The organism is Sphingopyxis sp. MWB1 (assembly GCF_000763945.1).
GTDB lineage: Bacteria > Pseudomonadota > Alphaproteobacteria > Sphingomonadales > Sphingomonadaceae > Sphingopyxis.
The window spans coordinates 1,239,172-1,261,835 of sequence record NZ_JQFJ01000002.1; the positions used below are offsets into that span (position 1 = coordinate 1,239,172).

General features: G+C 57.2%; 14 protein-coding genes and 1 pseudogene. 2 read left to right on the forward strand and 13 right to left on the reverse strand.

What is annotated here, in order from left to right; genetic code table 11:
- Window positions 1–7: 7 nt before the first annotated feature.
- The 11 genes from JV18_RS0106525 to JV18_RS0106575 form a co-directional block, all read right to left on the reverse strand.
- On the reverse strand, window positions 8–373 hold the full coding sequence (locus JV18_RS0106525; protein WP_033073882.1) for a hypothetical protein: 366 nt from the start codon (window positions 371–373) through the stop codon (window positions 8–10).
- A gap of 105 nt (window positions 374–478) precedes the next feature.
- On the reverse strand, window positions 479–4,279 hold the full coding sequence (locus tag JV18_RS0106530; RefSeq protein ID WP_052071785.1) for a hypothetical protein: 3,801 nt from the start codon (window positions 4,277–4,279) through the stop codon (window positions 479–481).
- A 171-nt stretch (window positions 4,280–4,450) separates the two neighbouring features.
- Window positions 4,451–4,684, reverse strand: a complete 234-nt coding sequence (locus JV18_RS0106535; RefSeq protein ID WP_033073883.1) for a hypothetical protein — start codon at window positions 4,682–4,684, stop codon at window positions 4,451–4,453.
- 250 nt (window positions 4,685–4,934) lie between these two features.
- Window positions 4,935–5,694, reverse strand: a protein-coding gene (locus JV18_RS14915) for an IS5 family transposase (protein ID WP_144243882.1) whose coding sequence is annotated in 2 segments (ribosomal slippage) — window positions 4,935–5,367 and window positions 5,366–5,694 — 762 coding nt in all. Because the reading frame shifts where the segments join, the coding sequence is not laid out codon by codon here.
- 93 nt (window positions 5,695–5,787) lie between these two features.
- Complete coding sequence (locus JV18_RS0106545; protein ID WP_327195755.1) at window positions 5,788–6,720, reverse strand: response regulator transcription factor; 933 nt, start codon at window positions 6,718–6,720, stop codon at window positions 5,788–5,790.
- Between the two features lie 27 nt (window positions 6,721–6,747).
- Complete coding sequence (locus JV18_RS14650) at window positions 6,748–7,302, reverse strand: hypothetical protein (RefSeq protein ID WP_052071787.1); 555 nt, start codon at window positions 7,300–7,302, stop codon at window positions 6,748–6,750.
- Window positions 7,295–9,697, reverse strand: a complete 2,403-nt coding sequence (locus tag JV18_RS0106555; RefSeq protein WP_052071788.1) for a fimbria/pilus outer membrane usher protein — start codon at window positions 9,695–9,697, stop codon at window positions 7,295–7,297. Before JV18_RS0106555 ends, JV18_RS14650 begins: the two co-directional genes overlap by 8 nt.
- A 146-nt stretch (window positions 9,698–9,843) precedes the next feature.
- Complete coding sequence (locus tag JV18_RS0106560; protein WP_081944719.1) at window positions 9,844–10,560, reverse strand: fimbria/pilus chaperone family protein; 717 nt, start codon at window positions 10,558–10,560, stop codon at window positions 9,844–9,846.
- A 465-nt stretch (window positions 10,561–11,025) separates the two neighbouring features.
- Window positions 11,026–11,700: a DUF1120 domain-containing protein gene (locus tag JV18_RS0106565; RefSeq protein ID WP_160174175.1), complete on the reverse strand. Its 675-nt coding sequence runs from the start codon at window positions 11,698–11,700 to the stop codon at window positions 11,026–11,028.
- 275 nt (window positions 11,701–11,975) lie between these two features.
- On the reverse strand, window positions 11,976–12,656 hold the full coding sequence (locus JV18_RS0106570; RefSeq protein WP_033073886.1) for a DUF1120 domain-containing protein: 681 nt from the start codon (window positions 12,654–12,656) through the stop codon (window positions 11,976–11,978).
- Window positions 12,657–13,031: 375 nt separating this feature from the next.
- Window positions 13,032–15,389, reverse strand: coding sequence for an ATP-binding protein (locus tag JV18_RS0106575; RefSeq protein WP_144243883.1), 2,358 nt, complete (start codon window positions 15,387–15,389; stop codon window positions 13,032–13,034).
- A 323-nt stretch (window positions 15,390–15,712) separates the two neighbouring features.
- Here JV18_RS0106575 and JV18_RS15495 point away from each other — a divergent pair.
- Window positions 15,713–15,945, forward strand: a pseudogene (locus JV18_RS15495) (IS3 family transposase); the annotation flags it as partial.
- Between the two features lie 570 nt (window positions 15,946–16,515).
- Here JV18_RS15495 and JV18_RS0106580 read toward each other — a convergent pair.
- Together JV18_RS0106580 and JV18_RS0106585 are read right to left on the reverse strand one after the other, a co-directional pair.
- Window positions 16,516–17,871 (reverse strand): recombinase family protein, encoded by a 1,356-nt coding sequence (locus JV18_RS0106580; RefSeq protein WP_235302929.1) that lies wholly within the window; start codon window positions 17,869–17,871, stop codon window positions 16,516–16,518.
- 196 nt (window positions 17,872–18,067) lie between these two features.
- A complete protein-coding gene (locus JV18_RS0106585; RefSeq protein WP_144243884.1) occupies window positions 18,068–19,792 on the reverse strand; it encodes a hypothetical protein in 1,725 nt (574 codons plus the stop codon).
- 539 nt (window positions 19,793–20,331) lie between these two features.
- On the opposite strand from JV18_RS0106585, the gene JV18_RS0106590 reads away from it, so the two are divergent.
- The gene (locus JV18_RS0106590) at window positions 20,332–22,602 is read left to right on the forward strand and encodes a TonB-dependent receptor (RefSeq protein ID WP_160174176.1); all 2,271 of its coding nucleotides are present in this window, start codon (window positions 20,332–20,334) and stop codon (window positions 22,600–22,602) included.
- Window positions 22,603–22,664: the final 62 nt, after the last annotated feature.

The following is a 22,664-nucleotide window of genomic DNA, read 5'->3' on the forward strand; positions in this document are numbered from 1 at the left end:
GCATGGTCTAGGCCGAGCGAGCAACAAGGACGCAGCCAATGGCGATCAGGACCGTCCCCGAAAGGCGAGCCAGGCTGACCTCCTCCTGCAACAGAAACAGGCCCGCCAGCATGGTGAGGATAAAGCCGATGCCGACAAAGGGATAGGCAAGCGAAAGCGGCGCACGGGCAAGCACAAAAAGCCAGAGAAGCGCACCCAGGCCATAAAGCAACAGGCCCAGCAGGATCAGCGGAGATTGGACAAAGCCTCCAACCTCCCCCGTCAATCCGCCGCGCCCCGCACCGGCCGCAGACACCCCCATTTTCAACGCCAGTTGCGCAAGCGCAGAGAGAGAAACGCTCGCCAAAATCAAAAGTAAAAGCCGTAAGGTCATGATATTCTCATTGCCCCTGCGCGTAGCTGGCCCCAACCCATTACCGACATGAGGCGGGCCGTCAAATGACTTCCCAATAGTTTTTCCACCATCAGGGAAATGAGCCTAGGAAATTGCAGGGTTATGAACCGACTGCAAATATTTGAACCAGCTTGTTCCGGCGCCATTGGGCCCAAGCGCCTCCTGCTCCACCTTTTTTTCGTTGCGCCAGCTTTCAGCGGTTGTTTCCGCCGCCGCGAGATCGCTACCTTGCTGCCCCAAATGGATGCGCAGCACCGATGGGCCTGCGATAAGCTGATCCATGGCTTGCCCATCGCGCGAATGGCTGCTGCCGCCATAGTCAAATATGTCCCAGCGCGCTGCATTGCCATTTTGCACAGCAATTGCCGCATAGCTTTGTGGCAGCGACGCAACATCGCCATTGGCGGCTGTAATTGCGCTTTCGTCCCACAGGTGAAGCATATAGGGGGCTTCTCCCCCGGGATTGGCACGTGGTGCCTCGTTGATCCGCCCGACGACCCGCTTGCGATGCTGGGCGATCAACCAGTCAATTACGCCCCCCGCTTTGGCCGAAGCCGATCGCACGGCGCTGTTGAAGCCGATCCGTTCGGCAATACCCAAAGCCGTCAGCCAATAGCCGATATAAAAGTCATGCTGCGCAAGCACCGTACCGTCACGCCAACCGCAAACCCCGAAATATTGCGTACCCGCATAAACCACCCGGTCTTCGTCAATCTGGCCGTTGACCATGACATTGGAGGGTGGATTGTCGAAGCCAGGCACCGCGCTTTTATGCGTGTCGCTGAACGCTTCGAAATCCTGCACGACGAAGGCCAGAATCTCCTCGCGGGAATAAAGGCGACCCGATGTACGCGAAGCCGATTTCCAGATCAGGGCTGAGTGCAGAAACTGCCAGGCAGCACCGCGCTCGGCAAAGTTGGAAGCGCCGCCGAAACGCCCTGAGAGAATCCAATTTTCATAGAGGCGTCCCTGGTCGCTGAGCTTATGTCCCAAGAAGGCAAATTCTGGTGTTTGCCAGAGCAGCGACCCCCAATGCGGAAACTGGTGGGCGTGCGGCAGATCAATCTCATTGGTGCCGAAATAGGGCTTGCGACTGCTTACACCGGCATAGGGCACTTTCGCCAACCAGGGACTGTAGCTGTCAGCCATGGCATAGGGGCGACCGCCTTGCAGATACCAGGACCGATTGGCGGGGCGTGAGGCTTCGCCATAGCCATAATAATGATTGCGCAACCCGATATCCCGGCTGGCGTTACTCCCCTTGAACAGAGGGGTACAGCGCCCCTTCTCAAAAGCATGATAGGGATCGCTGACATAGGCCGTCAGATAGTCGAGCGCGATAACCGACCAGGGCTTTCCATCATGCGGCCGGTTCGCGCTGATGTCATGGATATACTGCCCGACCGGCTCTGCGATAGCCGCTCGATCATCCCGGACGCCGCCCGGTCCTGTAATGGGAGACCGCCCGCATTGGTTGAAGGGCGTATAGCGCAGCCAGGTTGACGCCACAGCGGCAAGCGAGGTGAAATTGTAAAGCGACCCCTTCCAGGGATCGGACGTGACGCCCACAAGCGGTGTCAATGCAGCGTAACTGGTCGGCTCATAGGGCATGACCCGCGTGTTCCCGAACCCATTGGAACTGCCCCCGCCCCACAGGCGCCCGTCGAACCCGTTATTCGAATAATGGGTATGCGACGCATAACCGATGGTCACGTCATAGCGGGGAAGATTGGCATTGATGAATGCCTGATCATAAGCGGTAGGCGTCCGGGACCGCCAGATGACCCCCGCGCGCACTGTGCCATGCGGATACCATCTGTCGCTGTCACTGGTGATCGCGACCCCATAGCCGTCATAGCTGCCTTCAAAAATATGAGGAATGTCGGTCCCGTTGAGAGGCCCGCCATCAGGGCGCTCCACATGAGCCAGGACCACCCCATTTTTATCCTCGATACGCCATTTATGCGGGATCATATAGCTGTCCTTGCCCGTCGGATCGCCGAAGGGATTATCGGGCATGGCAGAAGGGGCCCAATCATATCCGAACTGGAACTGGACATAATCCGGGGTGCGAATAGCTTCACAATAATAGGCAATGCCTGCGATTTCCGGTACAGGTCCTTGCGGCAGACATTCCATCCACCGCGGCTGATTGGCGCGCAATAGCGGATCCTCGAACTGGCAGTTCTGCCGCGAGGGCCGGGTCATCACCAGCATATCGGCATGATCGACCGGCGATGCCCCCGACCAGTCTTCCAATATGGCGCGATAGGCGGTGCCAGCAGGAACGTCGATTGGCCCTATGATGACATTGACTGTCGAAGGAGTTCCGCCGCCGACCGGAGAATAGGATAATGTCTTGGCCGGTTGCGGCACGGGAACAGCAAGCGCATCGACATAGAGCCGCTCCAGATCAGACGCACGGATCGGCCCTGACGATATCGGCGTAAAAGTGTCGCCTTGCGCTAACTGCTCAAGTTCGAGAGAAACTTCCCTGACTTCAAGGTCGACCGAATTGGAAACATTGTCGAGCGACGCATTGCATTCGAAAATGGCTTCCGGGGTAACGCGTGGCTTGAATGGAAGCGTTTGAGAAGGGCCAAAGGGCGAGCCGCCGCGCAAGAAAGTCACCGTTCCGCCCGGTCCTTGAGGATCATCCTCATATCGGACGGCAACATCTTCCTCTATGCTGTTGGAGAGTCCCGCGACGCTGTAGAGCGTCGCTGTCTGCCCATCACGCTCCACAAGCAACTTTACCCGTCCTGGTTGCCAATAGCCATGAAGAGAAAATTGCGCATGCGCATAATGATATAAGGAAACTAAAGGAGCGCCATGCTGAGGAAGAATGCCCTTGAACCTCGCAACAATCACCCGGGGCGCCTGGCTCGTAGCCGGATCTGCTGTCGTCGGGAGAGATATCCCCAGTTCATGAGCAGACAAATAGGTACCTGCCTGCAATTGAAGCCGACCATTGCCATAGGACGCTCCCGTCCCGATCATATCCAGATTATTGACCGTCACCCCGCCGTTGGTTTGGACAGGGTCATAAGAGGATGCCACTTGAGAAAAGATATACGCCGTTCCGACCATTTTCGGTACGGCATCGATATCTCTGCGTACGAGAGAAAGATCAGAAGCGATCGTCAGATCATAATCACCGCTCGCCCCCTCCATATCGAGGTTGAGAGGAAAGCGCGTTCCAGGCTCGCCATATACCGTCAGATCGCCGGGATCGGGAGGAGTGGGATCATCGCTGACGCCAAGGCGAAGCTGAATCTGGCTAAGCTGCTGAGCTCCCGAATTGGCTGTATTGCCAAGCGACGCATTGCATTCCAGCCGACAATCCGGGGTGATCCGCAGCTTGAAACCTAGCGAATGGGGACTGCCATGCACAATGCCGTCGACGAGAAAAGTGATGGTGCCGCCCGGACCGCCTTCGTCATCATCCCAGCGAACCTCTATCCGGCATTCCTGCGTGGTAGAAATCCCCCCTATGCTGTCAATCATGGCGCTATTGCCATTTCGCTCGATATTCAGCCGCAGCTTCCCCGGCTCCCAATGCGAGTAGAGCGCAAAACGCGCCTGCTCCCATTTATAGAGAGAAACCAGGACCACTTCCTCGCTGGGCAAAATGCCCGTCCAGACGAGAGCACAGGAAGCTGGCGTCTGGGTCAAGGCCGGATCGGGATCAGTGGGAAGGGTTATTCCCGCAGCGCCGGCATCCAGAGAGGTTCCTGCAGGAAGGTGCAAACGCCCGCTGCTATAAGAGGCTCCGTTCCCAACGATGGCGAGCACTTCCGTCGTGACGCCGCCATTTGTCTGATCTGGCGCAAATGGCCCGGTACCATTGCTCAGGTTGAAACTGGACAGCTTGGGACCGGTCATATTCCACCTCCGCTTAAAAATAACGCGAAAGCAAATCTTCTTAGATACAGAATTTGTCAATTACATTTGCATTTAAAAACAATCTAAAATTCTAAAGAATGACAAATTAGAAATCTATCCAACACAGAAACACATGACTATTCACATTATCAGCGACATCCTCAGCATTATTTAGACACTGCGAGTGCCAAAATAATTCACCATTGAACACGTCGGTTTAGGTTCGTGCACAAAGGGAAGCCAGATCAACGCATCGACCCGGCCGGGGATCATGCGGAACGGCGAGCTGAAGCCCTGCACGTCACGCGCCTGCCCCGGCATCAGCGCCAAACCGAACTGACGGCTTTTCGCATCCGGGCATTGAGCTTGGTGGTGAAGCCGCCGCGTGATCGCCGCGGCATTCATTCTGTCGTCGTCCGTCCGTCTGGGATATCCTCCGAAACCATACGATAACTGACGAGGGATAATCGAATATGCTTCGCCTCACGCAGCAACACAGTTCGGATCTTGTCGACGAACAGGAGCCATTCTCACATTTACCGATATTAGCGCTTGAGGCGCCCCCGCGAGGCAATGTTCGCGGCTTTGGGGTCGCCTGCATCACAATCGCCACCAGAAATCAATGAGTCCTGACCCTAGGGTCAGGACTCATTGATCAGAGCCAGAAGATGATGGTTGCAGCGAGAGCGACGGCGGAGAAGAAGACCTTCGGGCACCGATCGTAGCGGGTTGCGACACGCCGCCAGTCCTTGAGACGCCCGAACATGATCTCGATGCGGTTGCGGCGTTTGTAGCGGCGCTTGTCATATTTGACGGTCTTGTTCCGGATTTTTCGGCCCGGGATACAGGGGGTGATACCCTTCTCCTGTAGGGCGTCGCGGAACCAGTCGGCGTCGTAGCCCCGGTCGGCGAGGATCCATTGCGCCTTGGGAAGAGTATCGAGCAGCGCGGCCGCGCCCGTATAATCGCTGACCTGGCCGGCAGTCATGAAGAAGCTGATCGGACGGCCGTTCGCATCGGTCACGGCATGAAGCTTGGTGTTCATACCGCCTTTCGTGCGGCCGATCAGGCGTCCCGCCCCCCCTTTTTACCCCAAGGCTCGACGCCGTGCGGTGCGCTTTGAGATAGGTCGCGTCGATCATGATCGTCTTGCGATCGGGAGCCTGCGGTATCGCCAGGCCTTCCATCATGCGGATGAAGATGCCTTTGTCGCTCCAACGCTTCCAGCGATTATAGAGTGTCTTTGCCGGGCCATATTCCCTCGGCGCATCCCGCCACCTCAGTCCATTGCGATTGACGAAGATGATCCCGCTCAAAACCCGCCGATCATCAACCCGCTCGCGACCATGGCTCTTCGGAAAATACGGCTGAAGACGTTCCATCTGCTCGTCCGTCAGCGAGAATAAATCACTCAAATTCAGGCTCCTTCGCGGCCGCCTGAATCATAGTCGCTAACCCAAATCAATGGGTCCTGACCCTAAGCATTTCAGAGCGCACTCAACTCTGAACTACCCCGAAGGAGGAAGGTCAGGATCTTCCCTACGATTTTCACTCATTACTGTGTGATTATTATCTATCATGTACTTGATTTTGAATAAGTCATTATCAGATGTCACACCCAGCTTGCGAAAAGCTGTTGATTTTTGTGTGCTAATGGTCTTTTTGCTGCGGCCAAACTTTTCGGCAATTGCGCTTACACTCATGCCATCAAGGAAGCATCTAATGACTTCCCGCTCGCGTGCGGAAAGGTTCGAGCCATTTAGAAGTGCCTGCTCGGTATCCTGAAGCCCGAGACTCTGAGCCGGGTCTTGCGAGGATGGTGAGGTCAGCGAGGCCGTTTCGGCAAGTTGGTAAAGCATCTCTTCATTGAGATATATTTTTCCCGAAACGACTTTTCGGACGGCGCGCACTACTTCGTCCAGATCTTGGCTTTTCCCAACAAAGCCGCGCGCTCCCACGCGCAGAGCCAAGCTGACGGTAGCAGGCGTGTAGTGTGAGGAGAGTATCAGAATGTGACTTTCTGGATATTTTATCCTTAGCGCCCTGATAAGAGAGATACCGTCTATTTCCAAAGGGCCCAGCGAATAATCTATCAGCAGGACATCCGCGGGCGCATCGCGCAAACCTGTAATAAGGTCGCGACTATTGGCGTAGTTTCCCACCATCAGAAAGTCCGGTTCGGCAGTCAATCTGGATGCTATGCCGTATCGGACGACTGCATGATCGTCGAGCATTGCAATACGAATTTGACCTGCCGGTCTACCGAACACGAATGATGCCTCCCGGAGGGGGCTTTGCCCCCGAAACACGGACGATACAGAAGCGACACCACATCGGCAAGCCCGACGGATCCTCTTCAATAGAGATCGACTATGCCGGAACACAATTGCCTGTCCGCAAATACCGCTGGAAATGAGCAGCCGGACGCAATTGTCTATCATTGCGTTGGAATGGACTGCACACGGCCATCACTCGGAAGAGTGAGAGAGAGTTGCCCGCCCTTCGATTTGCGTTGCATCCCGTACGCGGGAAAGATCTCCGTCAATAGACGCATCGATCTCGATCGTCGCGGAAAGAAGCTTTCCCACAACTCGCCTTCCTGACTGAATGGCAAACACCGTCTGCCCCGGAGACAGCATAACCGCTGCGCCCGAAAGATCGGCGGTATTACCTCCACCCTTCCGCGTCAACGAAACGGGCACGCCGTCGACCATAGCATTTGACAGCCTCAAACTGAAAAGGCCTGACGGTCCAAAGCGGAGCTTGTCGGCTTCCGCCAGATCGCCATCAAGACGCAAGCCCATCGGCGCAGGCTGCGCGCAGCTTATACTCAGCGAGAGGCGCTTCTGCCCGAGCGCAATTGACGTGCCGGGACGACCTGTCGCAATCTCCCCCCGGTTCAGTGCGCCATAGTCTATCTCCGTATCGCTCAGCCGAACCTCGCAGGCGGAAGCATGCGCTGCGCCACCCAAAAAAAGTGCCAAGGTTAATAGACTTTTACTAATGGGCATATATTTAAACATCACACATACCCTCTGCCGTGTCGTATAGTGCATTTTCGTCACCTTCGGACTTGAGTATCACCGTCAGATTACAGCTCCTGCCGTCAGGCCGCGTCACCTTGAGCGTGGAAGGAGACTTGTTTCCAACCAAGAAGATGGCTCCGTCGTCGAGCACGGTTGTCAGAAAGCCATTGTCCGGCCCAAACACTGAGGACCCTTTCTCCAGCGGCACACCCTTGGCGTCGACTGCATGGACCAGAACCCGGTTGGTTTCGATCACATCGAACCCGACCATGTTTACCGATCCGCGGCCAGCGTCGATCATTTTGACGCCGTTTTTGATGTCAATCTGGCGCGGGAGCGTCTTGGTTGCGATTTCGATCCGACTGGTTTTATAGGATTTGAGCTGCGGAATCACAGCCTCCCCTTCGCCGTCGGTCCACACAGGGCCATAGGGGGTAGCCACCTTCACGCCTGATATGTCGCCCACTTTGACGATACCGAAAGTATCGTCGACGGGATAGGGCGACAAGGTCGCGCCGTCTTTGTGCGCGACCACGCTACCCCGAAGACGTGCGCCATAGCTGCGGCTCGAACCATTCTGCGAATAGCTGATGTCGGCATCCGCGATGCGCGTAGTTGCCGATAGGTTACCCGAAAGATAGAGATCACCGGTTCCGCTGTTATGCTCTGCAGCAACGCGATAGGCCAGATGGTCGTTAACCCGCTCACTCATGGAGGCTCCCACGCGGGAGGTACCGCCGCGTTGGCTGGCATAAGCGCGCACGCGGCGCGGCCCGAACGGAATACTGAGGTTCAGGAGGAAGGCGTTGCCGCCGCGATACTCCTCGCTTGATCCACCGATAGTGGTTTCAACATTGGCCGAGAGAGTAGCCCGGTCGATCATCGTACTCCAAGAGCCTGTTAGCCGGTCGACCCACTGCCCAGAGAAGGTGCGGTTCGAACTATAGGCCAAGTTGAAGCTGCCAAGCGACGAATGCGCCCAAGTCACCGACGCGGTTAACTGGTTCTTGAATCGCTGATTCCAATGGTCACCGTCATCCGGGATTATGGTGTCGCTGAGATCTCGATAGCCAATGGTCTGTCGCGTTCCGGACAGGCTAAGCGAAAGATTTTCGGCAAGGCGCGTATTCGCAGCGATGCTGAATCGTGTTCCTCTATCGGAATCCGTAGTAGAGAAGATGTTTCGCATGCTCACCACCGTGTCACGGCCAAGGCTGGTATCGAGCCCCCAGCCCGCCGCCTTATAGTTGTTGGCGACGGCCGCGGCGGCAGTAAGCATTGTACCTTCATCCAGACGCCATGTACCCGCGCCCGTTGCAACCCATGGTAGCGCAGACTCGTCCCCGCTTATTTCCCGGACCTTACCGAGAGCAAAACTATATCCCGCGGGTGCGAGCGCGGCTGTGCGAAAAGATGCCGCCGGAACGACGAAGCTACGTTCACTTCCGTCGGTCTCGCGGATCGTCACGCTAAGATCAGAGCTGGTATTGAGCAGCGGGATGTCGGTCAGCTTAAATGGCCCTTCCGGAACCATTGTAGTATAGATCAGCACCCCCGCCTGGCGGATATGGACAGTGGCTTGGGTCTGGGCGACACCTTCGACCAGCACGCCAGCACCGGCCTGTTCAAGAAGTGAGGTTTCCGGTGTCAACTGGACACCATAGATCGGCGCGCCCGCAAGAAGGGGATTGGCGATGTTGATCTGGCCAATCTGCGCGGTCAGTTTCCGTTCCGGAAATGTTCGCTGGGCATAGGCATAGAGATGTTCGAACCGATCGCGACCATTATCATTCGTATAGATTTGGCGGCTGCGGACCACCCAATCCGCTATATTGAAACCAATCTGGCTCGATGCCGAGATATAGTTGCGCGTTAATCCGCTCGTGGTGGAGCGTTGCGCAACTACGTCATAATTCATCACGCCAGCGCTCCCCCCCCGGCTATACGCTTCGATTTGATGGGCGTCGTCGCCTAAAGCATTCTGGGGCACGACAAGCACAACTTCGTCGCGGTTGGGCCGCAGCGTGAGGCTAGTCTGTGGATAGGCTGTCAGGAAGGCGAAGCAGCGCTCGGCCTCCGGCGCTTCGGGATTGAGTATGAAGTCAGATCCCGGTCGGCGAAGGCCGGCCTCGCTTAAGAAATTGCCATCAAAGCAAAGCTGTCCATCCTTATCGAAGCGCGCCTCCACATTACCGCGTTTCACGCCGTTTAGGATGAGCGTCACCATACGGCTGCCGCTGGAAAACTTCGGCGCGTCCCTGAAATATTCGGCGAGCTTCGGATCGATGCCGCGCCCACGCAACATCTCGGCGTCGAAATCCACCTGGGCGTGAGCGTCGCCCTCCGCCGCACCGGCCTGCGCGGACACCGATATGCCACTGGTCAGCAGCATACCCGAGATTACATGGGCCGCAGCTATGCGACTGCCGGATGTAAGATGCAGACGCGCACGGCAAGGGCGGCGCTTGCGCGCGGGGACAGAGGATTGGTTCATGGCGGATCTATCTCTGTGAGGGTCCGGGAAAGCGCTGCTCGCGGTCAGCGGGCGGCGATTTCGAGCGGCGCGTCGTACGTGTCGACCGAGTAGCCATAGACGGTGGCGGGGCTGATCGTTATCGAAGTTGCTCCGCTCTCAGCGCTGCCCTCCGCGGTCAGCGTCTCGCCAGGCAATACATAGGTCCGCCCCAGATCAATTATCTTGTCGACAGGTCGAAGCGTCACTTCTTGCGCAAGGCGGACGACATAGGGGCTGTCGTTCGTCACGGAGAGCCGACCTCCTTCCACCTTCCACTGGAGCAGTTTCCAAGGCTCACGATTGCGCTCAAGACCCTTCGGATGAATGATTAGCGGCAGATTCTGGCGAACCGTTACGCCGATTTTGGCGCTGCCCTCACTCTTACGTTGGGGGATGCCTTCGAAAATTACGCGTTTCAGACGCTGTGTCTTGAGCGGCTCCTTGCTATTGAGCAGGAAGCGCACCAGTTGGGTCTCTCCCGGCTCCACGCGCGTGACCGGCGGCGTCAGCATAACCAGGGCATCCTGGTCCTCGGGGATGTCCACAACCTGCGTGTAGAGAAGCGACGGCTTTTCATCGGTATTCTTCACATTGAGGCTGGTCTCACCGTCCGCTTCGTTAAGAATCACGACCGAAGTTTCCGGCTGCATGCCGTCGGCATGCGCCAGCGGAGCTGCACCCGCCGTGACGGTCGCGCTGATCGCGAATGCGACTATTTTAGTCTTGAACGAGATATTCATAACTCATCTCCTTACGCATATTACACGAGATGGTGCGTGTTTCAGATGAGCGATTTATGGAGAAAGTCCGACAGGCGGTATCGGACTAGGACTAATTTTCAAACTTCTTGTTGTCGAAATCTTACCGAATATCGAAAATTAGAAATTTTCCAGATAATAGCTGGCCTATCCGCCAGAAACTCTCCAAATCAGTTTCAGGGCAGACAGAATATTTGAGATGCTACTGTTTTCGTTTGCCCAAAATATGTTTGACGCAATTGAGCATCCACCAACGGCGAGGCGGGACTCTGAGCCCCCCTGTCCAAACGCGCGCGTTATTTGCAGGGTCGCGCTTGTGGAGATGCTCCCTGCATTATTCTCATGTGAGCTTTGGCGCGTTCCAAAAGCGAAATGGCCTGCACCGAGGTGCAGGCCATCAGCCAAGGGAAGCTGACGTTCTCTTCGACGTTTAACTTCCTTTATTTCTCAGATGTAGAGCAGTTCGATCGTGGCGAGACCATCGAGCGGCACTTCGTCAGTGAGGGGCAAGGCGTCGCCCTTATTGAGCACCGCCTCGACCGAGAAGGTGCCAGCAAGGTTTGTGAACGCCGTCGGCGGAGAATCCTGGGTACGTGACCAAGAATTGCGGTGAGTCGATGCGTGGTACACCACACCTTCCCCGGACCCCTCCCAACTTGCGCCAACATCCTTACTTAGGACGGTAAAGCCAGGCGCTCCGTCCATGGTGAAAGTGCCCTGCTTCATCCGCATGACATAGCCCCCAACATCGGCACCGGATACCGTCCCGAGACCGAAGTTGCCGTCATTGGTGATGGCGGGGTTAATAACGTCGGTGATATTCGCGACACGACTGGCCGCCCGGTTATCGACCGCGCGAACCGCAACCTTCGTGGGCGCATCGCAGGTGATCGAAATTGGCACCTCCTGCTCGGGAAGCACGGTGAACGACGTCGGGCTAAGCGTCGCTGCCGGGATATTGCCATAGTCGATCACGCCGCCGCCGCTGATGTTGGGCGTGCAGGCTGCGGGAGTGATGGTGCCGATCACGCGCACGTCGATCGACTGAGCGCTTGCAGCCACACCCGTAAGGGAAGTAGCGACTGCAATCGCCGCAGCGGCCATTTTTGAAGTCAAAGCCATTGATGTCTCCTGTATAAAATAACGCATACTCTGGATTCCCAAGCATGGGCAGGCACTGGGCCTGTGCAAAGGCAATGGAGAAATCCGGGCACAAGCAACATAGGACTGGGACTAAAATTGCCTCATCGCCTCCGTTTCGGCGAAGAAAAGATCATGGCCGAGTGTGGCGAAACCGAAATGGGCGCCCCCCCTGACCCTTGCGGCATAGTAAGTGGCCCGCACCCTGGGGGAAGGAGTGCGGGCCACCCGGGCTGAAGCTCAGCTCGCCTCCGGTCTTACAGATAGACCACTTCGAGCGTCGCCAGACCGTCGAGCGGAACTTCGTCGGTGAGATCCAGATTCTCAGCCTTGTCAATTGCCGCCTGAACGCGGAGTTCACCCGCGAGCGTTGAGTAAGAACCGGGTGTGGTGGTGCCCGGCGCAGCCCAGCTCACCAGCCGGTCCCTGCGGAACGTCCCCGAGCTGTTGCCGTTCCAGCTAGCGCCGTCGTCATTGCTGTGAAGGCTGTCAACAGCATTGCCATCGCCCGTAAATGAGCCGCCGCGAAGCGCCACAACATAGATGCCGACGTTCTGGCCGCTCGAAGCACCAAGACCGAAATCATATCCGTATCCAGCTGCCATACCGCCACCAAGGATACCGGATTCGATTATGCCAGGAACGATCGTCGACGCACGATTATCGACCGCTCGCACTGCTACTTTGGTCGGCGCGTCGCAAGTGAGCGAGAATGGCACAAGACGCTCCGGAAGCGCGGTATAATCGGTCTGATTGAGAGAGCTTGCCGCAATATTGCCATAGTCGATCACGCCGCCGCCGCTCATGTTGGGCGCGCAGGCCGCGGGAGTGATGGTGCCGATCACGCGCACGTCGATCGACTGGGCGTGAGCGGCACCAGACGCCGCGACCGCCGCAACGGCAAGCGCAAGGCCCGAAATCTTTGAGTTAAAACGCATTGATGGTCTCCAAGAACAAATAGTCATGAGGCACATGGGACCAGATTGTCCGCACGCGCTCCACGGACGCGAAGTCCGCCGACACGCTTTGGAGATAATGGCAGGCGCCCGATATAGGACTGGGCCCAAAATTTGGTGGCCGACTGGAATCGAGATGGTTGTTTCTTGCCTTCCTACCTCCGTTTCCTCAACCTCGCCGACGCAAGGCTGTGACTAAAATATTTTGCCAACGCGCCCAGAACTAAAATTGCCCCATTCCCTATGAGAGACCAGCGACAAATTCTCCGGACTTTGAGATTGCAAGGCTTGGTATAGTCCGGGCGGTGAGGTTGAGGCCTGCTTATCTCGACGCGTTTGCACTGCTGCAACGCCCGTTTACAGATGCCGCTGCTTCGCTTTCAACGCCTTTACACACGCGTTGATCGCGCCCAGGTCAACGCTGGAGGCAAATAATATCTCCAGCGCGGCTGCCGCATCACCAATTTCCCTGTGGCCCATGATCCTGGCGGCGCCTTTGATCCGATGCGCCGCGTGTTGCGCACGATCCCATTTCTTTGAAGCGATCGCTTCTTCGAGCATTATGAGATCAACCTGAAACGCTTCCTTGAAACTCGCCTTGGAGATCGCTTCCGGCTCAAAAGTTTGCATGGAGGGATCGAGAGCAGGCGCCCCCCAGATTTCAAGCATCTTGCAAAGGCTCTCCATCCGCAAGGGTTTGGACAACACGCCATCCATCCCACTCGTAATGCAGCGGGCCTGATGGGAGTGATCAGTCGAAGCTGAGATAGCAATGATCGGCGTATGATGCTCGGCTTCGGCGTCGCGTATTCGCTCCGCAACGGTGTAACCATCAATATCAGGAAGGTCGCAGTCGAGTAATATTATGTCAAAACGCTCGTCCGCGACTCGCTGGAGCGCTTCGGCACCCGTTTCGGCGAAGACAACATCATGGCCAAGCGTGGCGAGCTGTTGCCCGATCGTGAAGCGGGCGAACTCATGATCGTCAACCACCAGGATTTTTCCTGTCCCAGTTGATGCGCCCTTCTCGGTAGCGGATGGAAGAGGCGTTTGTATCGAAGCTTGTCCAGCCTCGCTGGCATCAACTTCTCTTGCTGGTATGTCGACGGTAAAAACTGTAAAGACACCAGGTTCGCTGCGCACATCTATTTTGCCGCCCATCAGATTCACTAGCTCTCTGCAGATAGTCAAGCCTAGCCCGGTACCGCCGAAGCGCCGTGTCGTGCCGACTTCCTCCTGTTTGAAGGCATCGAAGATATGCGCTTGGTTCCGAGGTGCTATACCGATACCAGTATCGTACACCTCAATTACGAAATTCCCAGTTCCAGCGCCGAGCGTAGGGAGCCAAGACTGCCGCAGGCGCACAGACCCTTGCTCAGTAAATTTGATCGCGTTCGCCAGCAGGTTCAGAACAACCTGCCGCAAGCGCGTTGGGTCGATATCGAGCACAAGATTTTCGTCGCAATGATTCTCCAGCGTGAGCGCGAGCCCCTTTTCCTGAGCGCGGAACCGCATCATCTCTACTGTCTGATATGCCCAGTCGGTGATGGCGGTAGACACCTTCTCCAGCTCAACCTTGCGGGCCTCCAGCTTGGAAAATTCCAGCACATTATCAAGGAGCGCGATCAAGCTTTCCGAGGCGGTGATCGCAACATTTGAGAGGTTGGTTTGATGTTCATTGAGCGGCGTACGCTGCAGGAGCTCGACCGAAGACAGGATAGCGTGCATCGGCGTTCTGATTTCATGCCCCATGATTGCAAGAAAATTTGCTTTGTCGCGTTCGTTGCGCTGCGCGGCCTTTCTTGCGCGCATCGCAAAATAGGCGAGCGCTGCGAACAGGATCAAAATTCCAAAGACTAATATGATCTGCGGCGCGTAATAATATGCCACGGCTTCAGGCGTCGGTTCGCCATAATCCGTATCTTCCAGCCATTTTTTGACCATAGCCTCCGTTTCCGCGGCAGAGAGGCTGTTGAGTGATTTGCTGATGATCGATGCAAGCAATGGAAGTTCCTTGCGAACTCCAATGGCAATCTGCGCCGGCACCTCCGGCAGGTTCCCGGCCACATGTAATCGGCCGAAATATTTGCGCTGCATGACCGGCAATAAAGTGGTATCGATACCAATGGTAGCATCGGCAGAACCCTTCGCAACCAACCCTAATGCCTCCTCATTCGACCGTACGATAGTCAGCTCGATCTCGGGATAGTGCTTGCGAAATGCATATTCGAAGGCGCCCCCTCCTTTCATCGCTACGGTCTTGCCGGCAAGGCGATGGATACTGAAAATCACTGGTTCATTCTTACGCGTGACAACCGTGGTTATGGCCACAAAATATGGCGGGGTAATCAAGAGGCGATTTCGCAGGCTCCCCGCCGAGAATTGAGGGGACACCGCAGGAAGCAAATCGACCTCCGCCCGGTCGAGTGGATCTTTCACCTGCCCCCAACCGGTATTTGGAATCACCTCAAAACGTAATCCTGTAACGCGCTCCACTGCCTTCAGATATTCTGCGGAGAGACCGGCATGTCGTCCGTTCTCGATATACTCAACGGGTCGCCAATCAGGCTCCACGGCAACTTTTACGATGGGATGAGCTTTGATCCATGCCCGCTCGGCGGCCGTAAAGGTCGGTTGAGACTGCGCCCGGGCGGGCGCTGCCAGATTTGATCCGACCGCCCAGCCGATTATCCACACGCATAATATGACAAACACGCCGCGCCACACTGAGCGGAGAAGGCCTCGCAGTGCATGAAAGGTAAAAATAGCGCGAAAACAAGACACGATAATTGTCAGCCCGGAATGTTATTTTTGGCCATAAGCCATGGTGAAACACCATGCGCCCGGCATAGCAAGAGTTGAATCGTCAAGTAGCATTTTTAGTCTTAATCTTAGTCTTACTCTGGCGGAAGATTGATTCTGGCGATTCCCATTTTGGTTGATAGGTGATTCACAGGCAGCCAACGCTGGAATGATATTGGCGACTGAACCGCCTTGGGATTGCCGGAGGCCCTAACTTCTGAAAAGAAGGACCTGTGATGAGTAAGACAACGAACATATTCGCACGGGAGGCTCGCGCCCGAGCGGTACGGATGGTGCTGGATCACGAAGGCGACCATCCATCACGGTGGGCAGCCATTGTGTCGATTGCAGCGAAGATCGGCTGTGTTCCGCAGACGCCTCATGAGTGGGTGAAGAAGGTCGAGGTCGATAGCGGCAAGCGCGCCGGTGGCCGACCGAGATGGGTGATCGCCTCAAGTCTCTTGAGCGCTAGAACCGCGAGTTGTTGGCGACACTTAATATCCCGCCCTCCGAAGCTGAAGAACGACGTTATGGCTGCGTAACTTAAACCAAATGGCCTCCGGCGGTCCCGGAGCGGTTCACTATCCAGTAGCCAGCCGAATATTATCAGAAGCTTAGCAACAGGACGGCAGCGTCCTGCGACTGCACCCGCCATATGGGTCGCCGCCAAAACGGGAGAAGCCCTCTTCGATTCCCACAGGACATCGCGCGGGGTACTCGCGCGGGCCCATTGCTGCGCGGCGAGGCACAAGAAGGGCACCAAGGCGATCAACGAGACGCGAGCAAGCGCTGGCGCAGTCCGCGCATCTGGGGGAGAAAGTGGAGTCAGATATTTTACCCTTGAACAAGAGGGGTTCGTTCGTAAACAAAGGAAAGCCAGATCAATGCATGGCCCCGGTCCGCGACCATACGGAACAGCGGGCCGAAGCCTTGGTCGTCACGCGTCTTTGCCGGCATCAGCGCCAACCCGGGCGAACGGCATTTCGATCCGGGCAATGGTGCTTCGTGGTGAAGCAGCCGCGTGATCGCCCCAAGCGCCTCATTTTGCCATCGTCCGTCGGTATGGGACCTCCTCCGAAACCATACGATAACTCAGGAGCCATAACCGAATATGCTTCGCCTCACACAAAAACGCGGTTCGGATCTTGTCGACGAACAGGAGCCATTTCTCATTTTTGCCGATTCTGGCGCTCAGGGCGCCCCCGCGAGCCAAGGTTCGCGGCAAGCTTTCTGCAATGATATCAAAGGGCTTACGGAAGATAGCGGTTAGCTGACCATCGCTGTACGAGCAGTTCGATAGTAGATGGTGAAGGATATTTCTTTTGCCCGCGATATCGGCCTGCGCGAACATTCGGCGCGCATCCCTGGCAATGCCAAGCAGGGCAATGCCATCGTCGATATAGGCATGATCGGCTTCTGACAAACGCTCAAACTCCCGCGACAATCCCTTTAGGTCTTCCCGGTAGTCGGCCGAGATACGCGCAAAGAGACTTTCGTCCAGCTTGCCGTCGACATGGTCGAGATAGGCTTGCTTCATGCGCTCACGGATATCGTCCTGGTCGCGGCGCAGGCGATCAAGCACCCGCGCATGTTCGGTTTCGACGAGGTCGCTGTTCTCCTTGAGCGCCCGCCCAAGCCACTGGTACATTTGCGGCGTCATCGAGACCTGCGCGATAATGTCCGTGAACTGGTCGAGCAGCTTTTCCTGACGGACATAAGGTTCCTTGCAATTCCCTTTGTAGCGGCTGCAGCGGTAGTAAATATATTTCTGCTTCTTAATGTCGCCGACAAGCATCCCGCCCCAGTGGCCGCAGCGAATGAGGCCGGGGAAAATAAAGCCTTTTTCCTTGTGCTGATCGCGCGTGTGGTGCCTGCCATCCAGAACTTGCTGAACCTTCTCCCAGAGATCGAGACTGACAAGAGGCTGATGCGAGCCCTGGTAGCGGCGCCCCGCCCATTCAAACTCCCCGGTGTATATCCGCGAGCGGAGAATTTTGTGGACAGTGCTTGCGCCGAGAGGCCTGCCGCTTTTGCGATAGGCCATGCCCATTGCGCGCGCCTTTTTTCCGGCCTCTTTCACTGAGTAGAGACCGGTGGCGTACCATTCGAAGAGCCGGGTAACGCCAGGCGCCGTAACAGAATCGACCTCGATAATCTTCTTGCCGTTCGGCCCCATGACATTGCGATAACCAAGCGGCGCCATGCTCGGCCAAATTCCCTGTTCGGCCTTTTCGAGCATGCCCTTGCGCGATTCTTCGGAAAGATTGTCGATATAGTTTTTCGCCATCAGCACCTTGATGCCGTGCATGAACTTTTCAGACGATTTGGAATCGGGCGAGAGAATCACGCCTTCCTTGACCAGATGAACGTCGATATCGAATTCGTGGGGGGTCACCCCATCGCGCAAATTGCGATAAAGCCGATCCGTCTTCTCCACGAGGCCAGCCGGGCCGCACCCGCAACCTTGGCTGTACGTCGAGACCGCGGGCAACGGGCTGGTCGCCCGCGTGTGCATCAGCCTGCTGCGTCGCCTCGCGGATCGCGCGTATAAGTCGCTTTCGCGGCCCACCCCACCCGAGTTCGGCGCGCGTCTACGGTTTGAGCGACGCCTGGGTGCGGACGATCTTCATTTCGGGATAGGCGCGCATCGCCTGGTCGAGCTGGCTTTGGGCCGATGCGCGGTCGTTGCTGACCGAGCATAGTCCCACCCCGCCGAAGTCGGCACCGAAGCGGTTCGCCATGGACGTGTACGACCAGCCGCTCGGCACGTCGAGGCGCTGGACGGACGAGAAGGTCAGGGTCCCGGACTTCTGCGAGCGGCACCAGCCGTACATTTCGCGCGTGCTGGCCGCCGGCGCCGGCTGCGCTGCGGGTGCGGGGGTCGGGGTTGATATCACAAGACCCGCTCCGCCCCCGCCGCTTGACGCGCCGTTGGACACCGGTGCGGACGTTCGGCCGCGCGCGTCCCTGCGGTCCTGTTCCGCCTGCCGGCGCGCATATTCGGCGGTGCCGCGCGCTATGCCTTCGTTGGACGCGTTGCGCATCGATTGCTCCATCGCGTTGTTGCTCGCGGTGGCGTCGGCAAGCCCTTTCGCGAAGGCGCCCAGGACGTTGCCGGCGTTGTTGTTGGTAGTGGGCTCGGGCATGTTCTCGGCCCGCCACTCGGCGGCCTCGCGCTCGAGCCGCCGGTCTTCGGCCCGCGTGCGCGCCTCTTCGATGCGAAACTGGCGTTCGGCCTCGGCCTGCGCCCTTCTGCTCTTTTCGAAGGCATTGGGCGGTGAAGCCATGCGCCGCACCATCCGCCACACGGGGTTCCCAATCCGGGGAGCCGGGATGAAATCGAGGGTGTACCTGTCGACCAGCTGCACCTTGCCGTCGTACAATTCGGAATAGTAGAATCCGTCCGCCCCCCGGTGGTAGGTCTCGACGGATTCGCCCCATCCGATCACCAAGGTGTTGCCGACAAGCTCGACCGGTCCGCTTTGGTCGGCCCTGTCCGCCGGGCGCCCGAAGTTGCCCGCGTGGAGTTCGTCTTGCGGCCCGGCGCCATTGCGCCGCTTGTACAGGATGGGGGGTGCGCTCGCCTCCCCGACCTGTTCCAGTTCCACCGTCAGCGGATCGATGGTCCTGATGATCATTGTAGTGCGTCCCTCGGGATACATGGGCAGATGGAATTCGGCGTTTGGCTCGCGCTTAGCCTCGGCGTGCCCGATCGGCGACTTGTAGAACAGGGTGTCGCCCACCTGTTCGATGATGATCGTCCTCTCGTTCTCGCCGTTGTAAGTGCCGCCTACGATCTGCATCGCCATGGCCTTGGCCAGCTTGGCCTCATCATCGCTCAAGCGGACGTAGGCCCCGACCAGCGAACCGGTCGGATTCTTGCGCCTTGCGGAGACGACGTCGATCCGGTCGGGTCCGTTGGCGCGCAGGGTTGCCACATAATCGGCGCCTGAAATCTTGCGAATTCGTTCAAGCGAACCGTCAGGCATGAGGGCCCATTTGTCGCCCACATCCTTGCCGTTCACATCGACAAAGACCAGCTTGCCGTTGGGTTTGAGCACCCACCGGTTGACGTGGGCGCCCATGCGCTGTTCCAGCACCCGCCCCGGCTCTTTCCACTCGAATTCGAGGAGGTCTGATTTCGCCTGTCCCTCGAAGGACAGCTTCCAGGTGCTGCCCGCGAGCGATGCGAGGGCGCCCCACTTGGCGCGATGTTCGTCGGACAGGGCAGCTCTGTCGGCCTGCGCCTGCTGCGCGGCGGCCGACGACAGCGGCAGGACAAGCGAGCATGACAGCATGAATATGGCGAATTTCATGGAATAACCCCCGATTGACACAGCCCCGGCCGAGACGATTGCATTGTTTTTCTGATTCTCAAAGCGTCTTGAGCGGCCAGCATGGGTCGCATGCTATCATCCCTGGTCTGCGCATTTCGAACGTCTGCTTCTCCAGGTTCGCCGCTCGAAATTAGGCTGTCAGGCGCCGGCCACTTCAGGAAATCGTGGGGCCTTTCCGTCGAAAGGGGGCGCAAATCACTTTTCGATTTTTTCCCTGATCGAGCCGGTCCGAATGAGCAACTTGTAACCTACCCTCCCCTTTCCTCGCGCTCCCCCTCCTCAATTGAGATACTTAGTACTTGAAGTATTTTTTCGAAATGCTAAGTCCGATGCAGAAACGGGAGAATTGGGAGCCGAAGGCGCATACGGATTGCAAGCTTCGATGCCGATATGAAAGACTGACTAAAACAGCAGCAACTCCCGTTTCGAGACATAAAAGGCCGGATGCGAGCGCCGCATTTCCGACGCGATCAGGCGTGGGGAAAACGACGTCGCGTGGCCGCGAATGGGAGGATGGAATGAGGACAGTTTTGCTTTTGCTTTCGACCACAGCCGCTGCAATCGCGGCGGTGCCCGCGAAAGCACAGGTCGGCGACATAGCCGATAATGCCACCAATATCGCCCCTGTTGACGCGGACAATAGCTATGGCGAAATACTTGTCACCGCACAGCGCCGCTCGGAGAGCGTCCAGGACGTGCCCATCGCCATTTCCGCGTTCAACGGCGAAATGGTGGAAAGCAGCGGCAGCACCAATATCACGAGCCTGAACGGGCTTGCCCCGAACGTCGTACTCCAGACGCAGGGGCTCGTCGCCAACGTGCCCATGATTTCGATCCGCGGCATGAACACCTCGGACCCCGATCCGAACGCCGACCCCAAGGTCAGCACGATCATCGACGGCGTTTACATCCCCTTTGTCGCCAGCACGATGCTGGACCTGTTCGACGTTGAACGAATCGAAATATTGAAAGGACCGCAAGGCGTATTGTTTGGCAAGAACAACCTTGCCGGTACACTTAATGTCGTCAGCGCGCGGCCCACCGATGATTTCGGCGGCGAGGTGCGTGTGTCGCTTGGCTCCTACGGGCTCAAGCAATTTCGTGGCAAGATCAATTCAGGACGGTTTGCCGACGATGCGCTCGCCGCCAAAGTTGCCGTCAATTTCCGTGATTATGGTGGTTATAGCCGCAACGTGATCACCGGAAACCGGCTCAACGGCGCCAATGTGAAATCCGCCCGCGGGGCATTGGAATATGATCGCGGCGGCGCATTCGATTCCACATTGGTCGTCGACTGGTTGAAGCAAAAGACAACGGGCCCGGCGCCGCATGTGCTCGACAATGGCGATCCTAACTGGGATCTTTTGCCTGACGAGACAAAGACCGATGTACGAAAGGCCGCGGTGCCCTTCGATCCCTTCTCTAACACCGAAAGCTATGGCGGTTCGTGGAACACGAACCTCGATGTCGGCTGGGGCACAGTGTCGGCGGTGCTCGGTTATCGCCATCTAGACTATGTCACGCGGGGCGATTTCGACGGCTTGATCACCCCCGCGCCCCAGCTCGATGTGACCCGCGATTTCAGCGGTGAGTCAAAAAGCGCGGAATTGCGCTATGTATCGCCCACGGGCGAACCCGTCGATTTCGTCGTCGGCGTCTATTATCAGACGGATCAATGGCGGCAGTTTAACACCGTCCTGGCAACCCCCACGGTCACGACGCTGGCGCAGCTTAATCAGGACACTGAAAGCTATGCGGTGTTTGCGCTTGTCAACGCGCATCCGGCCGAAGGCCTGACCTTGTCACTCGGTGGACGCTACAGCCATGACAGCAAAGATTACGACATTGCGTCACAGGTTTTCGTCAACGGAACCCAGATATCGTCGTTTGCGACCAATCGCGAGGCAAAATGGGCCGAATTTACCCCGCGCCTGACGATCAACTATGAGATCGCTCCCGATGCCATGGTGTATGTCAATTATTCACAAGGCTATAAAGCCGGGGGCTTCAATTCGCGCGGAACCATCCCGGAAAATATTGGGCCCTATAATCCTGAGCGCGTCAATGCGTTGGAGATCGGCGCAAAGACCGACCTGTTCGACCGGCTGCTGCGGTTCAACATGGCAGGGTTCATCAACAAATATCGCGACCTGCAAGGTTCGGTGACAAAGATGGGTGCGGTGCGCCCCGAAAATATCACCACCAATATTGCCGCCGCAAAAATCTCAGGCTTTGAGATCGAAAGCTTGTTGCGCCCTGCAACCGGACTCAGCATTGGCATGAATGTCGCTTATCTCGATGCAAGATATACCGACTTCTGCGCCGACACCGATGGTGTTTTCACCAATGGCGCGCCTGAGCCTGGCCAGTGTGGCCCCGCAACGCCAATCCTGATCAATGGTGTACCGAACGGCACCTTCGCGGTGCCGACCGATTCCTCGGGACTGGATCTTGCCAACGCACCCGAATGGAGCGGCAGCCTGTCGCTCGACTATGCCTTTCCGGTCTCGTTCGGCGAGGTGAAACTGCACAGCGATGCGCGCTATTCGTCGCGCTTCAACACCTGGGGGCGTAGCAATCTGCCTGGCTATTACCGCGACGAGGTCGTGCTGCTCAACGCGAGCATCGCGGTGGCCGGCGAGGAGGAGCGCTGGAAGCTAACCCTCTATGGAACCAACCTGACAGATCAGGAGGTCATCTCGGGGGCGACCAATGCCGGTGCGACGCCAATCAACCAATTTTATCAGGCACCGCGCGAGTTCGGTGTCGATCTATCGCTCAAATTCTGACCTCTGCCGCCCGCGGCGCCGGGGTGCGGCGCCTGCGGTCGGCCTACGGATATCTGGGAGAG

What these genes read in the sequence shown, in the direction of transcription:
- JV18_RS0106525 (WP_033073882.1), bottom strand. Translation starts at nt 373, where the DNA reads ATGACCTTACGGCTTTTACTTTTGATTTTGGCGAGCGTTTCTCTCTCT.
- JV18_RS0106585 (WP_144243884.1), bottom strand. Translation starts at nt 19,792, where the DNA reads ATGAAATTCGCCATATTCATGCTGTCATGCTCGCTTGTCCTGCCGCTG.
- JV18_RS0106530 (WP_052071785.1), bottom strand. Translation starts at nt 4,279, where the DNA reads ATGACCGGTCCCAAGCTGTCCAGTTTCAACCTGAGCAATGGTACCGGG.
- JV18_RS0106590 (WP_160174176.1), top strand. Translation starts at nt 20,332, where the DNA reads ATGAGGACAGTTTTGCTTTTGCTTTCGACCACAGCCGCTGCAATCGCG.
- JV18_RS14650 (WP_052071787.1), bottom strand. Translation starts at nt 7,302, where the DNA reads ATGTTTAAATATATGCCCATTAGTAAAAGTCTATTAACCTTGGCACTT.
- JV18_RS0106565 (WP_160174175.1), bottom strand. Translation starts at nt 11,700, where the DNA reads ATGGCTTTGACTTCAAAAATGGCCGCTGCGGCGATTGCAGTCGCTACT.
- JV18_RS0106545 (WP_327195755.1), bottom strand. Translation starts at nt 6,720, where the DNA reads ATGATAGACAATTGCGTCCGGCTGCTCATTTCCAGCGGTATTTGCGGA.
- JV18_RS0106560 (WP_081944719.1), bottom strand. Translation starts at nt 10,560, where the DNA reads ATGAATATCTCGTTCAAGACTAAAATAGTCGCATTCGCGATCAGCGCG.
- JV18_RS0106535 (WP_033073883.1), bottom strand. Translation starts at nt 4,684, where the DNA reads ATGAATGCCGCGGCGATCACGCGGCGGCTTCACCACCAAGCTCAATGC.
- JV18_RS0106570 (WP_033073886.1), bottom strand. Translation starts at nt 12,656, where the DNA reads ATGCGTTTTAACTCAAAGATTTCGGGCCTTGCGCTTGCCGTTGCGGCG.
- JV18_RS0106555 (WP_052071788.1), bottom strand. Translation starts at nt 9,697, where the DNA reads ATGCTGCTGACCAGTGGCATATCGGTGTCCGCGCAGGCCGGTGCGGCG.